Origin of the sequence: Porphyromonas bobii, assembly GCF_943169685.1 — a bacterium.
Classification (GTDB): domain Bacteria; phylum Bacteroidota; class Bacteroidia; order Bacteroidales; family Porphyromonadaceae; genus Porphyromonas; species Porphyromonas pasteri.
In genome coordinates this window covers 38,770-52,774 of the sequence record NZ_CALPBU010000002.1, presented here as the reverse complement: position 1 = coordinate 52,774, position 14,005 = coordinate 38,770, and the positions used below count along the sequence as shown (strand labels likewise).

Genomic DNA, 14,005 nt, shown 5'->3' with positions numbered 1-14,005 from the left:
ATAATAGGTGTGTGCTTTAAGAGAAGAGGGTAGCTTCGACCTGCTCGATGCGCTCCTTGAGAGCGGGCTCGAGGGAGAGGCGGCCTTCGATAGCCTTGCAGCCGTGCATGATCGTCGTGTGGTCGTTGCGGTTCAGCAGCTGGGCAATCGTATTGTAGGACGCGCTGGTGTGCTTCTTCACGAGGTACATCGTGACCTGGCGGGGCAGGGCAAGGATGGCCTTACGTGAGGGTGTGCGGAGCTGTGCCTTCTCGACGCCGAAGACGGAGCAGACGGTATCGAGGATGGACTCGGGCGTCACCTCACGGCGCTCGATGGAGACGGTACCCCCGACGATGCGGCGCGTGGCCTCGAGGTCTACTGCACCATGATCGGAGAACTGCGAGTGCGTGATGATCGTACGGATAGCCCCCTCGAGCTGACGGACGTTGTCCTGCATACTCTCGGCGATGAACTCTACGCACTCTTCTCCGAGCTCGACACCGCTGTCAGCGACACGGCGCTGGAGGATCTTGCGGCGAAGCTCCAGATCGGGGCGGTCAATGCGTAGCATCATCGCGCTCTGGATACGCGTCATGATACGCGTCTCCATACCCTTGAGGTCCACAGGAGGGACGTCACAGGTGACGATGATCTGCTTGCCAAGGAGGTAGAGGTGATTGAAGATATCGAAGAAAGCCTGCTGCGTCTTCGTCTTACCGATGAGTCCCTGGATATCGTCAATGATGAGCATATCCATCTGCTGGTAGAAGTCTACGAACATACCACGCTCGGGACCGCGCATCAGGCTGTCACGGACGAATTGCGCTTCAAACTTAGAGCTCGACACATAGCAGACACGCATCGTGGGGTGGAGCTCCATGGCGCGCTGCCCAATAGCCTGCGAGAGGTGGGTCTTCCCTACGCCACTGGGGCCATAGATGAAGATGAAGTTCAGCGGAGCCTGCCCAGGGCGTGCAGCCGTAGCTTCGGCGATGCGCAGGGCCTCGCGGTTACAAGCACTCTCGTAGAAAGTCTCGAAGCGGAGGTCGGCACTGAGGTGCGACGTATAGTCTTGCGTGCGCGCCAGCTTAGGCTGAGGTGCTGGCTGAGCCGTCTGAGCGGGTGTCAGGTAGATCTCGAGCCCTTGAGGAGAGAGGATCTCGTTCTGAGCTCGTACGAGTAGGGTCTCATAGGTGCGTACGAGTTCCTCGTAGAACGCCTTCGAAGGGACCTCGAGCACGAGCGCTTTGAAACGCCCCTGCTCATCCTCGCGCGTCTCAATGCCGAGCGGGCGGATGGGAGCGAACCAGCGCTGGAGCGTCTGGGGGTCACAGGAGCCAGCTATGATCTGGAGGCATTGCTTCCAGAGCTGCTCCCCTGAAGAAGGAGGAGTTGTCGTTTGCATGAGGGGTTGCCTTACGTAGTCGTGGACCAAGGGCATTACTATATTTAGGAGCCAAGCGGGGGTGTCGGGCGCGGTGATAGGCGCTCGTGCTGCTGGGCCTCAGTTGCTATGGGGTGAGGAGGTTATCCACAAGGTGGTTTTTCCCTTAATGTGCTATACATTAGTAGTATAGTGTGTCGTAGGGGGTGTCTTGTGTGACCTCTTATCTGGTGCAAAGTTTGCCAAAAGTGCGGAGAAAAAAAAACGGCCTTGAGGCTTGCTTTTCTCATACTAATTCTATGGGTTTTGTTCTCAAGCGATTACCACCTTCCTCGGGAGGGGGGTAAGGAGGCATCGGCATAAGGGCTTATAAATCAAGCCTTCTCTTCGCTATGCACAGAGCTACTCACAGAGTTATCCACACGATGTCGTCGGGGTAAGATGTTGAGGATAAGTCTTCTTCTTCTTTTGGGACAAAAGATTTCCACAGGTGGGTTACTGCTTGCTTTAGGCGGGGGAGTGCAAACTTTTCCGCGGAAGGGGGAGCGGAGGGTGCACGGAAGAGGGGTGGGGAGGAGTGTAGAAGGATGGCTGTGAGGTGCTGAGGATAGGGTGAGTGCGTGCGGAAGAGGGGTGGAGAGCTGTACGGAAGGGTGGAGAGGGCTGCAGAGGGCTGGGTGAGAACGTGCGGTAGGAGGCGGGTGCGAGGTGCATATATAGAGGTAGAGTATGAAGGGGAGGAGGTCGGGTGTGGTGAGGTGCGTATGTAGCGGTCGAGTATGGCGAGCCGGTGGAGCGTGGCGATCGGGTGGAGTATGCTGAGGAGTTGGGGTGGGGGCGCGGGTGGTATGGCGAGGGTGAGAGCGTGGCAGGTAGGTGACGTGGGTGGCGAGGCGTGGGCATCGACTACCGGCGGTAGTGGTAGTCGATGCCGAAGAGGGCGCCAGCGAAGGTCATCACCTCGCCGTAAGCAATGAGGACGCTGGAGTGAATCTCCCCAGGTGGGGCGGTGACGAAGGCTGCACCGAGGAGGAGCATGCCGAAGAGGCTGAGCAGGGTGGCGATGACGAGCTGGAGCGTCGCCTTGGATTTATTCGGTTGCATGGCTTACGGGGCTGATGGAGATGTCGTGATATTCCCTCTGGGCATCGAAGCAGGGGCATAGCTTGATCCATTCGTCGGGCGTGATATGCCCATCACCGTTGCGGTCGGGGCTGAGGTCACGGTGGCCGAGGATGGTAGCTTGCGGGGCGAGTGTGTGGAGGTGCTCAAGGAGCTGACGGAGGGCCGTGCGCTGCTCGGCGGTGCGGGTATCTGCTGGATGGCCCGTGTCATCTAAGCCACCTTCGTAGCAGACGCCGTAGCTCGAGCGGTTGTAGCCTCGTGCGTGGGCACCTATCTGCTCAAGCGGGCGCAGAGGGATGATAGCACCCGAGCGACGGATGTAGAAGTGATAGCCTGCCGAGCGGAAGCCACGGGCACGATGGTCACGCTCCAGGGCTTCGGGCGAATAAGACTGGCTGGCACGCGTGGCGCTGCAGTGCACGACGATGTAGCGGATGTCGGTGGGTTTCATCGCTTGGTCCTCCTATAAGTAAGGTAGACGGCTCCGAGAAGGAGGGGAAGGGTGACGCCGAGGGCGAAGGGATGTAAGGGGCTGGCTGGTACCTTATGCGAGGTGGTGCCCTTATCCGTGGTGTGGGTCGTGGAGCGAAGGCTATCTGCCTCCCGTAGAGCGCCCGTGGTGGTCGCCTGATGCCGCCCGATCTGTCGGAGGTGGTAGTGTGCTACCCAGCCTGCGCCCTTCGCCTTGGAGGAGGCGGTAGTATCAGTGTGCGGAGGGAGGAGCTGCACGACCTCGGTGAGGTCCAGTGTGAGGGTGTCGAGGGCGTGCTCCTGCTGGGTGGTGTGCAGGGTGCGCTGTAGGTCGCTCGTGGTGTGGCTCTCGGTCGTGCTCTCGTGTGTCGTGCGGCGGTGTGCGGCACAGCCATAGAGCCCGATGAGGAGGGCTAAGGTGAGGAGCCTCGGCTGCGGAATGGTGGTGTACATAAGTCAATCAATAAAGAGGAATACAACCCCTCTCTGGGGGCGCTCCGCCTACCTTGGGGAGCGATACAAAGGTAGTAGGGCAAGGTAGGGGTGGTGGTCTTTATTGGTCGTCTTCGTCGGTGATGGCTCGTACCTGCGTTCTCCCTCGGTGGTGTGTGTGGCGGAGGAGGGCGAGAGAGGCAGTGTGTCGCCTGACTCTGGTAGGACTGTGTGGGGCGTGTGCGTGGTGCGCGGTCCCTATGAAGGTACTCGGTCGTGCTGGGAAGGTAGCGGAGGGAGCCGTGAAGGGGTGTGTGGGAAGGTATAGTATATATAAGGTTACGCGCGCGCGAAAGGGCGTGGCTTTATGGTAGGGATAGATAAGACTCGGGGGCTACATCATCAGCTAAGTGCTGGGTGTAGCCCCCGAGAGGAGTGGTTGCCCTATGGGCGGTGTCGCTTACTTCTTAGCGCGGCGAGCACGGATGACGTGGCGAACTTCCTCGAGCTGCTCTACGCGACGCAGACGTTCGGGTTCGCTCTCTACGAAGAGCTCTTCCTTCTCAGCGGGGCGGACGTAAGCGAGGGCTTCACCCTTGCGGATGTTAGCACCCTGAGCAGCTACCTCAGCGAGGCGGCCGGTGAAGTTCGAGAGGACGGGCTCGAAGTAGCCTGCGGTCGTCTGGATGTAGCAGAGAGGCTCACCCGTCTTGATGAAGGTACCGAGGGCAGGAGCCGTAGAGTAGTCTTCGGGATCGACCTCCCAGATGATCTGACCAGAGGCAGGAGCTTCGATAGGCTCGGTACCCTGGCGCTTGATCTTCACTGCATCTTCGGCGCTGTAGCCCTTCTTGACGAGGGCGTCGGTCTTGGCCTTGTCGAGCTCAGCCTGGAAGCGTTCCTTAGCTGCGCCGCTCTTGTAGTCGCGGTACTGAGCTTCGTGCATAGCGAATTCGAAGAGTTCTTCGTCGTCTTCGCCGAGCTCCCAGCCGTTCTCCTTCATCTCAGCGCGGAACTTATCCAGCGCATCGGGGTAGTTGAGCTGAGGATCTTCGGTGGTGAACTCGAAGCCCTTTTCCTTCGCCAGGTCGATGATCTCCTGATCGAGCTTGCCTGGCAGACGGCCAGACTTCCCGAGGATCATACCCCACGTATTGTTGTCGATAGCCTCCCAGCGGCCCTTGCCGATGATGAGGTTGTAGACGTTCATCAGAGCGACGTTCTTGACGTACTGGCTGAATGGCGTGACGAGTGGGGGATAGCCGAGGCGAGGCCATACGTAGGCGACTTCGTCGAAGAGGCGGACGAGCAGGTCGTCGACGCTCAGCTCGGGTTCGCCCTTCTTACGCAGGTGCATGTTGATACCAGCGTGTACGCCCTTGAGGTCAGCCATCATCGAGCCCATCATACCGCCAGGCAGACCGCAGCCTACGAGGAGCGAAGAGGTCAGCATATTGGAGGGGTTGATGAAGTAGCCGAGGAAGTCATCGATGAACTCCTGCGTGAGGGCACGAGCCTTCATATAGGCGTCCATGTTGATGTCAGCGACCTTGTAGCCAGCGTCGATGAGCATCTCGCGGATGGTGATGACGTCTGGGTGGATCTTACCCCAAGAGAGGGGCTCCATAGCTACGTCGATGACGTCAGCGCCGTTGTCGCAGACCTCGAGCATGGAGGCTACGGAGAAGCCAGGGCCTGAGTGACCGTGGTACTCGATGATGACCTCGGGATGCTTGGTCTTGATAGCCTTCACCAGACGGCCGAGGAAGCGAGGACGGCCGATACCTGCCATATCCTTGAGGCAGATCTCGGGGGCACCAGCAGCGATGAACTGGTCTGCCAGGTCAGCGTAGTACTCGACGGTGTGGACGGGGGAGTGGGTGATACAGAGCGTAGCCTGTGGGATCATCCCAGCTTCCTTCGCGTAGTGGATGGAGGGGATGACGTTGCGGGGGTCGTTGAGCCCGTCGAAGATACGGGTGATATCGACACCCTGGGCCTTCTTGACCTTGTACATCAGGCGACGTACGTCAGCAGGGACGGGGAACATACGCAGGCCGTTGAGACCACGGTCGAGCATGTGCGTCTGGATGCCAGCTGCGTTGAGGGGCTTAGTGAAGGCGCGGACGGCCTTGTTGGGGTTCTCCCCATAGAGGAGGTTGACCTGTTCGAAGGCCCCCCCGTTGGTTTCGACGCGTGCGAAGCAGCCCATCTCGACTAAGACGGGGGCGATACGCTCGAGCTGGTCCTTGCGGGGCTGGTACTTCCCTGAGGACTGCCACATGTCACGGTAGACAAGGCTAAGTTTGATTTCTCTCTGTGCCATAAGGGTGAGTTATTGATAAGGGATTATTTCGTGTATTATTTCTCGTGTGTCGTGGGCCTACGCTGGCTGGTCATATCGAGTGTGTGTAGCCATTGCAGGGCGATGAGGCTGGCGGTCTCGGTGCGCAGGCGGCTCGCTCCGAGGGTGATGGGCTGGCACCCGCGACGGGTAGCCTCCTCGATCTCCTCGACGGAGAAGTCTCCTTCGGGCCCGACCATCAGGAGCGTCTTCGCCTCGGGGCGGAAGAAGTGATCGATGGTGTGGCGCTCGGGGCCGACCGTGCTACGGCAGTGGGCCATGAGCCGCAGGTCATAGTCCGCTGTCATCTCAAGGAGCTGGGCAAAGGGCACGTCGGGGATGAGGCGAGGAAGGAGGGCCTTGTGGGACTGCTTCATCGCGCTCTGGATGATGCGCTCCAGACGCTCGGCGCTGGTATGCTTGCGCTCGGAGTGCTGGGTGCGGATGAGGTAGACTTCATCCAGACCTACCTCGACCATCTTCTCGAGTGTCCACTCGAGGCGGTCGATGTTCTTCGTGGGGGCGACGGCTACGGCCCAGTGCCCTCTCCAGTACTTCTGCCAGGGCTCCTCGCGCTCTATCGAGAGGAGGCAGTGACGGCGGTCTACGCCTGAGACGCGGGTCTCGAAGAGGGTGCCACAGCCATCGGTGACGAGGAACTCATCGCCTACCTTCGCGCGCAGCACACGTATGGCATGCTGGGCTTCTCCCTCGGGGAGCTGGAGCTCCTCACGTAGGGCTGGGGCATAGAAGAGCGGTAGGTCTTTCATCTTTGTGCTCATTGATTTCCTCGTACCAAAGTTACGCTTTTTACCGCGGAATAAAGAAAGAAAACGGCAATTGCACACTATTCATCTTAGTGTGCTTGTTCTCTGCTGTTTGTTCGCTCCAGAGGAAGGGGGGAGTCCCTCCTTGCTGGCGGGGCGACCCAATGCTCCAGATCAGGGATTTATCTCCCTCTATGGATGGGGGCAAAGCAACCTGTATTGGCCAGCGGGCTGACCTATGTGAGACGGTTGCGGGAGAGTCCTGCTCTCTATTTATTGTGCTAAGGCATCGCGCGCCCAGTCCCCCGATATACCCCCCCGAAGTGACACGCAAGCTCCTCGCCTTATCGCGAGTATTCCTCTTATTCAGCGGAGGGAAAAGCATCGTTCTCGTGAAGAAAAAAGCGCCTTCACGTAGTGGTATTCTTCTATCTATGCACGTAGTCTTAAAGACCAGGCACGCAAATCCAAATATCCACGTACGTAGATATTAGAGCCACGTACGTAGTCCAAACTTATCTGCCTCTCGTCCACAACTTTTCTCCCTACGCAGAGCAATAACCTCGTATAGGTCACTTCACAAAGCTATATAGCTTTCTTCGCCATCCTATATAGGTCGCCATCGCGACCTATATAGCTTCGTCGTCGGACCAATATAGGTCAGCCCGCCGACCAATATAGGTCGGAGCAATGACCAATAGTCGTTCGGACTCGGTTCAGTAGTTGTTTGGGGTGCGAACGAATAGTGGTTTGACCCCCGAACCCATAGTGGATTGAGTGCAGACCAATAGTTGTCTGCGGATCGACCTGCTAAGCATCCTCTTGGGAGCACCATACTGTATGAGCAGGGTGCCATCTCGAAAGCCCCTGCAACGAGCTTCTACGAGCGGGCGGTCTTACCAGAGAATTCGCTTAGTTTCGGTTGATACAGGCTTGATGTGCTCCTCGGATTTAGTTTGGAAGCTATGGATTTGGTAGTCTGGGGATAATTGGTTACGTTTGACTCGTTAATTACATACTAACTAATCTGGTCTTATGAAACAGAAAAAACTATCTCGTTTGGTCGCCCTCTGTGGGGTGTCTATGACCCTGCTTGCGGGCGTGATCTCCTGTAAGCAAGATGCTCCTACTCCTGCATCAAAGCAAGAAGCTCCCTCAAAGGAAGCTGCCACGAGTGTTCAGCTCAGTGAACAGCAGGCTCGTATGTACGCTACTATGTTCCTCAAGCATGAGGATAGTATCTCTCGTCCTCAAAACTTGAGATCTATCGCTGTACCACGCGAGATTTCGGATGTTAATTACTACGTGGAGGGGCGTGATACGCTACTCTATGCAATTAACTACGGAAATAATGGAGGATTCGTGATCCTGTCAGGTGATAATAGCTCATTCCCGATTGTTGCTCATTCAGATAAGGGACACCTTGTCCTCTCTGAAGTGTCGTCGGAAAATCCTCTGTATGGAGCACTTCAGGGCTACATAGATAAAGCGAAAAAGAATATCAATGATCCCAGTCGGGTTAACTCCCCCTACTTCGAAAAGTGGAAGGACTTGGGAAAGAAAGACTATGAATATGAAATAGTCCCGGAGAACACTGCGCCTGTTGCAGGGATGCGATCAACTCGAGAATATTCATCTGGCAAGCCAGCGATATACCCGCATACGGGGAAAGACCTTAATTGGTCGCAAGCTGGGAACTTTAATTCTGCTGCAAAGGATGGGAGCTTAATCGGATGCCCTGCAGTTGCTATAGGGATGTTGCTCTACGATTGTGAGCATCGTATCAATGGTAGCTACACTTCTGTAACTCCAAGTGTTCACTATGATGCCAAGTTTGCCACTGCAAATAACATCCAAGGAAGAGAGGTCTCGAAGGTTCTTCGTCAGATAGCAGATAGCATACCGAACTATCGCTGGAGTCCATATGTTAGTGGAGCAAATCCTGATGAGATCATTGATGGATTGCGTAAGCTCGGCTTTCCAGATGCAGGCCGTGTGAATTATGATATTGAGACACTCTATAAGAACCTTTCGTTTAAGGCTCGTGTCTATGGTGATCAGGAGGTTGATTGCCAAAGAGGAGTTCTTTTGATAGGCTACAGGAATGGCACTGGATATGATGGTCATATCTGGTTCTGTGATGGATATTATGAACAGGCTTATAAGGTCACGAAGAAGTTCTTGTTCATCAAGCTTAAGACGTGGACAGAATATGAGGATCGCATCTATATGAACTGGGGGTGGGGACCCGATGGAGGAAACGGGTGGTACACTGCAACCGATGACGTATGGTTGGATGAATATAAACGCCCCCGTCTACAAAAGGATAAGCCTCAAATTGTGGTTGGGCTTCATCGCTATCATACTCCAAGGGTTCCTGCTTTATGAAAACAATCTCTCGTCTGATGCTGCTATGGCTTATAGCCGTAGTGTGCTGCGCTTGTCACAAGGATACTCCTCGCCGTGTCACGGGGATGGATGAGCCCTATCGACAGCGCCCCGTAAAGAGTAATTTCCATGTCCTCGTCGTCAATGACCAGCAGCAGGATATTACTGTGGAGGTGTATCAGAAGCATCTCTTAGGCTTTGTCGATGGGAAGACGAATAGGCTGCTTAAAGATAGCTTGGATGTGGCGGACAATTCAATTGTGATCACAGCTCCACGCCCCGATTTCTACCCTCTTGAGGGGAAGATTGACCCCTCGTTTGTGCGCGTGCTGAGTGCCAATGGGGGGGCGGAGCTGGAGTGTGAGTTTCTTCCTCCCGTGATTAATAATTCGACTTGGCTTGTCAATGGGACAGAGACAATCCTCTCCTTGGTGGGGATTTATAATGGGGGTAAACCTATTTATGAGATCTCAGTGCCGAACAGGCCGGGGGGTATTTGGGTGAAGCTTCAGCTCTCCGATGGCGTCGTCACACCTCTCAAGTGGAAGGGTGAGTAAGCTGTAGGATATGTAAATGATAGGCGCTTATCCAAGCGCTGTGATGTGTGATGCGAGGGGGCTCTCTTAGAGACCTCCTCGCATTTCGCTATCTTTGCACCTTATAATAAGGTATATAATCAATACGCATAATGGCCCTACAATGTGGTATCGTAGGCTTGCCCAACGTCGGTAAGTCCACCCTCTTCAACTGCCTCTCCAACGCGAAGGCGCAGTCCGCTAACTTCCCCTTCTGCACCATCGAGCCCAACGTCGGGGTCATCACCGTCCCCGATGAGCGCCTGACGAAGCTGGCTGAGATCGTCCAGCCCCAGCGCATCGTCCCCACGACCGTCGAGATCGTCGACATCGCTGGTCTGGTGAAGGGTGCGAGCAAGGGCGAAGGGCTGGGGAATAAGTTCCTGGCCAACATCCGTGAGACGGATGCTATCCTGCACGTGCTGCGCTGCTTCGATGACGACAACATCACGCACGTCGACGGCAGTGTCGACCCCCTGCGCGACAAGTCGATCATCGACACCGAGCTGCAGCTCAAGGACCTTGAGACCGTCGAAGCCCGCCTGCAGAAGGTCTACAAGCAGGCTCAGACGGGCGGTGACAAGCAGGCTAAGCTCGCCTGCGACGTCCTGATGCGCTACAAGGAAGCTCTGGAGCAGGGCCTCAACGCCCGCACCGTCTCCTTCGAGACGAAGGATGAGCAGAAGGTCGCTCGTGAGCTCTACCTCTTGACCAGCAAGCCCGTACTCTACGTCTGCAATGTCGACGAGGCCTCCGCAGTCTCGGGCAACGAGTATGTAGAGCGTGTCCGCGAGGCTGTCGCCAGCGAAGGGGCCGAACTCCTCGTCGTCGCTGCGAAGATCGAGAGTGAGATCGCTGAGCTGGAGACCTATGAGGAGCGTCAGATGTTCCTCGCGGAGATTGGTCTCGAGGAGTCGGGCGTGGCGCGTCTGATCAAGGCCGCTTACAAGCTCCTTGATCTGGAGACTTACTTCACCGCTGGGGTGCAGGAGGTACGTGCCTGGACCTACACCAAGGGCAGCAAGGCGCCCCGTGCCGCCGCCGCTATCCACACCGACTTCGAGAAGGGCTTCATCCGTGCCGAGGTCATCAAGTACGAGGACTTCCTCCACTACGGCAGCGAGTCGGCTGTCAAGGAGGCCGGTAAGATGGCTGTCGAAGGCAAGGACTACGTCGTGCAGGATGGGGACATTATGCACTTCCGCTTCAACGTCTGATGCCCCACTACGACATCATCGTCATCGGGGCTGGCCATGCCGGCTGTGAGGCTGCCGCTGCTGCGGCACGCCTCGGCTCTCATACGCTCCTCATCACACCCGATATGAATAAGATCGGGCAGATGAGCTGCAACCCCGCTGTGGGCGGTATCGCCAAGGGACAGATCGTCCGCGAGATCGATGCCCTCGGGGGGCGCATGGGGCTTATCACCGACCGCACCTCCATCCAGTTCCGCATGCTCAATCGCAGCAAGGGCCCCGCTATGTGGAGCCCTCGCGCGCAGAGTGACCGCATGCGCTTCATGGAGGCTTGGCGTGAAGAGCTGGATAGCGAGCCACTACTCGATCAGTGGCAGGACACCGTCACGCGCCTCACCCTCGAGGAGGGGCGTGTGCGTGGCGTAGAGACCCAGCTGGGTGTGCACTTCTCTGCCGATGCCGTCATCTTGACCGCGGGGACCTTCCTCTCGGGGCTGATGCACTTCGGTGAGCTGCAGATCACGGGCGGTCGTATCTCCGAGCCAGCTACCTACGGCATCTCCGAGCAGCTGCAGGAGGCGGGTATCCGTACCGACCGCATGAAGACGGGTACGCCCCCACGTATCGATGCTCGTAGCCTGCACCTCGATGAGATGGGCGTACAGGAGGGCGAGGATGATCATCATAAGTTCTCCTACCTCGATACGCCTACCCGCTCGACGCTGTGTCAGCTCCCCTGCTATACGCTCTATACCAATGAGGCCTGCCACGCCGTGCTGCGTGAGGCCCTCGACCGCTCGCCGCTGTACAATGGGCAGATCCAGAGTATCGGCCCCCGCTATTGCCCGAGCATCGAGACGAAGATCGTCACCTTCGCCGACAAGGACCGTCATCAGCTCTTCCTCGAGCCCGAGGGTGAGCGCACGAATGAGTACTACCTCAATGGCTTCTCCTCCTCGCTGCCCTTAGAGGTGCAGCTCGAGGCCCTGCGCCAGATCCCCGCACTGCGTGATGTGCGCCTCTATCGCCCAGGCTACGCCATCGAGTACGACTTCTTCGACCCCACACAGCTGCACCATACGCTCGAGAGCAAGGTCATCGCAGGCCTCTTCCTCGCAGGTCAGGTCAACGGGACCACCGGCTACGAAGAAGCAGCAGGCCAAGGGCTCATCGCGGGTATCAATGCCCACCAGCAGGTGCACGACCTCCCTCCCTTCACGCTCAGCCGCTCCGAGGCCTATATCGGGGTGCTCATCGACGACCTCGTCACGAAGGGCGTGGACGAACCCTACCGTATGTTCACCTCGCGCGCCGAGTACCGCATCCTCCTACGACAGGATGATGCAGACGTGCGCCTCACGCCCCGTGCTGCCGAGATCGGCTTAGCTACGGAGGAGCGTGTGCGCCTTCTCGAGGAGAAGATCCGCCTGCGCGACGAACTCATTGCCTTCATCTCGGGCTACTCCATCCGCCCCGACAAGATCAATCCTCAGCTCGAGGCGCGTGGGCTCGCTCCGCTTCGTCAGGGCTGTAAACTCGTGGATCTCGTCCTGCGCCCCCAGCTGACGCTCTCCGACCTCAGCGAGATGGTCCCAGCTCTCCGACGTGCCATCGAAGCCATCCCTTCGCGCCGCGAGGAGATCGCCGAGTGTGCCGAGATCCTCATCAAGTACAGCGGCTATATCCAGCGTGAGCGTGAGCAGGCCGAGAAGCTCGAGCGTCTGGAGTACGTCTTCATCCCCGAGGGACTTGACTATGCCGAGATACAAGCGCTGAGCACGGAGGCACGGCAGAAGCTCGACCGCATCCGTCCGCGCACCATCGGTCAGGCCTCACGTATCCCAGGTATCTCGCCCCACGATGTGAGCGTCCTGCTCGTCCTCTCGGGGCGCTAAATGTGCCTGACGACGCCCACGCTACCCCTGGGTAGCGTGGGCGTCGTCGTCAGAGACTAGTATCATTTGGCAATAAAAGATTATCCCTACATTTACGATATCATATACAAAGCAAGATAACTATGCAGCAAAAGGAAGAAGGGAACCTACAGCATTCACTCTATGAGTGGGCAGAACGTGTAGTCGGTGTATATAATCCTATCGCTAAAAAAGAAGGTGTGAACTATTACACACAGTCTAATCTAAGTCTGCTCCATTCGGCTCCTAAGCTTCTATTGCTTGGGATTAACCCTGGATCGGCAGATAGTGATGGGAAAGAACTCACTGCGAAAGAATTTCTCCAGGGGAATCGAGAATATCACACGAAAGGCTCGTGGACAATGTGGCAAAGACTGTGTCGCCTGTTCGCTCAAGGAAATATGCTGGAGATGCTTCAAGATGATGAATCTCTTGTGTGGAGCAATGTCTTTCATTTTAATTCTAAAAAAGAAAGCGGGCTAACCAACCCTATGAAAGCCCCTGAGGTGGTTCAACTAACACGGGATTTAATCCAAATTCTCCAACCTCAGAGGGTATTATGCCTCGGTGGAGCGAACTGCCTCTATCAGCTTTTCCCCAAGTATGAGACTACCTTAGAAGCTCTTATCCCAGGCGTGCTTTGGTATACGAGGATCGGCTCTACTCCTGTCTACGGCATACCCCATACGAGCAGTTGCTATACCAATGAGCAAACAGATCTGCTAGGTAAGGTCTTAGCATTCCTATTTAATGCTTCTGAGGCTGATCATACTGCAGAGGCAATTGAGTCCAAATTCCCTCTGGAGCTCCGAGCCTATCGGGAGCGTCTGAAAGGCAGTAGCGCAAAAGTCTTTCTCCTGGAAGTCGGGCGTATCGTCAAAGAGGAGATCGCTTTAGCGTCATCTGACGATAAAAATCTGATCTACCTCAATGATTACCTCCAAGTGCGCATTGCAGAAACGAAAGATTGCTCGTTGAATATTAGCTATCGACGCGGCTATAACAAAAGTTGCCCTTTCAAAGATGAAGTTGTAGCGTGCTTGGAGCAGAGGGAGGCTTGGGATAAGAGAAAGTACGTCCCATTTAGGAATCCTGGTGCTCCTGCGAATATTCGCTGTCTCAGATTGGATCCTGACCTCAAGACCTATATCTCCAAAGAAAACGGAGCATATGAACTTGCTCAACTGATTAGGCAAGAGTTAGAGAGCTTGGCGGATGCACTTGGTGAAATATTCAAGGATTAACCTTGCATAAACGGCAATTGGGGGATAGAACGTCTGGTTCTATCCCCCAATTACTATTTCATTAGTTGAGTACTCCTTGCTTAGATGTTGTATTTCTGGATAAAGCTCCTGACGGTGTTGCACTCGCTCTCGTCCTGTCTTCGGCTTTTTGCCCTAATTTTGTAGTGCTGGTTCTCCACGTGGA

The 14,005-nt window shown here is 56.2% G+C and carries 11 protein-coding genes; 5 read left to right on the top strand and 6 right to left on the bottom strand.

Going from position 1 to position 14,005, the window contains the following annotated elements; genetic code table 11:
• Positions 1 to 16: 16 nt before the first annotated feature.
• From dnaA to KO088_RS02730, 6 genes are all read right to left on the bottom strand, one after another.
• A complete protein-coding gene (dnaA, locus tag KO088_RS02755) occupies positions 17 to 1,387 on the bottom strand; it encodes a chromosomal replication initiator protein DnaA (RefSeq protein ID WP_215493419.1) in 1,371 nt (456 codons plus the stop codon).
• A gap of 885 nt (positions 1,388 to 2,272) precedes the next feature.
• On the bottom strand, positions 2,273 to 2,470 hold the full coding sequence (locus tag KO088_RS02750) for a hypothetical protein (protein ID WP_009432862.1): 198 nt from the start codon (positions 2,468 to 2,470) through the stop codon (positions 2,273 to 2,275).
• Positions 2,457 to 2,942 carry an N-acetylmuramoyl-L-alanine amidase gene (locus KO088_RS02745; RefSeq protein ID WP_215493417.1) on the bottom strand — a complete coding sequence of 162 codons (486 nt, stop codon included), beginning with the start codon at positions 2,940 to 2,942 and terminating at the stop codon, positions 2,457 to 2,459. The genes KO088_RS02750 and KO088_RS02745 overlap by 14 nt, the downstream gene beginning before the upstream one ends.
• Entirely contained in the window at positions 2,939 to 3,415 is a 477-nt protein-coding gene (locus KO088_RS02740) for a hypothetical protein (RefSeq protein ID WP_215493415.1), read from the bottom strand. The genes KO088_RS02745 and KO088_RS02740 overlap by 4 nt, the downstream gene beginning before the upstream one ends.
• A 439-nt stretch (positions 3,416 to 3,854) precedes the next feature.
• Positions 3,855 to 5,720: a hydroxymethylglutaryl-CoA lyase-like TIM-barrel protein gene (locus KO088_RS02735; RefSeq protein WP_215493413.1), complete on the bottom strand. Its 1,866-nt coding sequence runs from the start codon at positions 5,718 to 5,720 to the stop codon at positions 3,855 to 3,857.
• A 35-nt stretch (positions 5,721 to 5,755) separates the two neighbouring features.
• On the bottom strand, positions 5,756 to 6,520 hold the full coding sequence (locus KO088_RS02730) for an RsmE family RNA methyltransferase (RefSeq protein WP_251419757.1): 765 nt from the start codon (positions 6,518 to 6,520) through the stop codon (positions 5,756 to 5,758).
• Between the two features lie 1,020 nt (positions 6,521 to 7,540).
• Between KO088_RS02730 and KO088_RS02725 the strand changes: the two genes are divergently transcribed.
• The 5 genes from KO088_RS02725 (at position 7,541) to KO088_RS02705 (ending at position 13,821) form a co-directional block, all read left to right on the top strand.
• The gene (locus KO088_RS02725; RefSeq protein WP_215493411.1) at positions 7,541 to 8,893 is read left to right on the top strand and encodes a Spi family protease inhibitor; all 1,353 of its coding nucleotides are present in this window, start codon (positions 7,541 to 7,543) and stop codon (positions 8,891 to 8,893) included.
• Positions 8,890 to 9,450, top strand: coding sequence for a hypothetical protein (locus tag KO088_RS02720; protein ID WP_215493409.1), 561 nt, complete (start codon positions 8,890 to 8,892; stop codon positions 9,448 to 9,450). The genes KO088_RS02725 and KO088_RS02720 overlap by 4 nt, the downstream gene beginning before the upstream one ends.
• A 131-nt stretch (positions 9,451 to 9,581) precedes the next feature.
• Positions 9,582 to 10,685, top strand: coding sequence for a redox-regulated ATPase YchF (gene ychF / locus KO088_RS02715; protein ID WP_009432847.1), 1,104 nt, complete (start codon positions 9,582 to 9,584; stop codon positions 10,683 to 10,685).
• On the top strand, positions 10,685 to 12,559 hold the full coding sequence (gene mnmG, locus KO088_RS02710; RefSeq protein ID WP_421957756.1) for a tRNA uridine-5-carboxymethylaminomethyl(34) synthesis enzyme MnmG: 1,875 nt from the start codon (positions 10,685 to 10,687) through the stop codon (positions 12,557 to 12,559). The genes ychF and mnmG overlap by 1 nt, the downstream gene beginning before the upstream one ends.
• A gap of 122 nt (positions 12,560 to 12,681) precedes the next feature.
• Positions 12,682 to 13,821, top strand: a complete 1,140-nt coding sequence (locus KO088_RS02705; RefSeq protein WP_215493408.1) for a hypothetical protein — start codon at positions 12,682 to 12,684, stop codon at positions 13,819 to 13,821.
• Positions 13,822 to 14,005 lie beyond the last annotated feature (184 nt).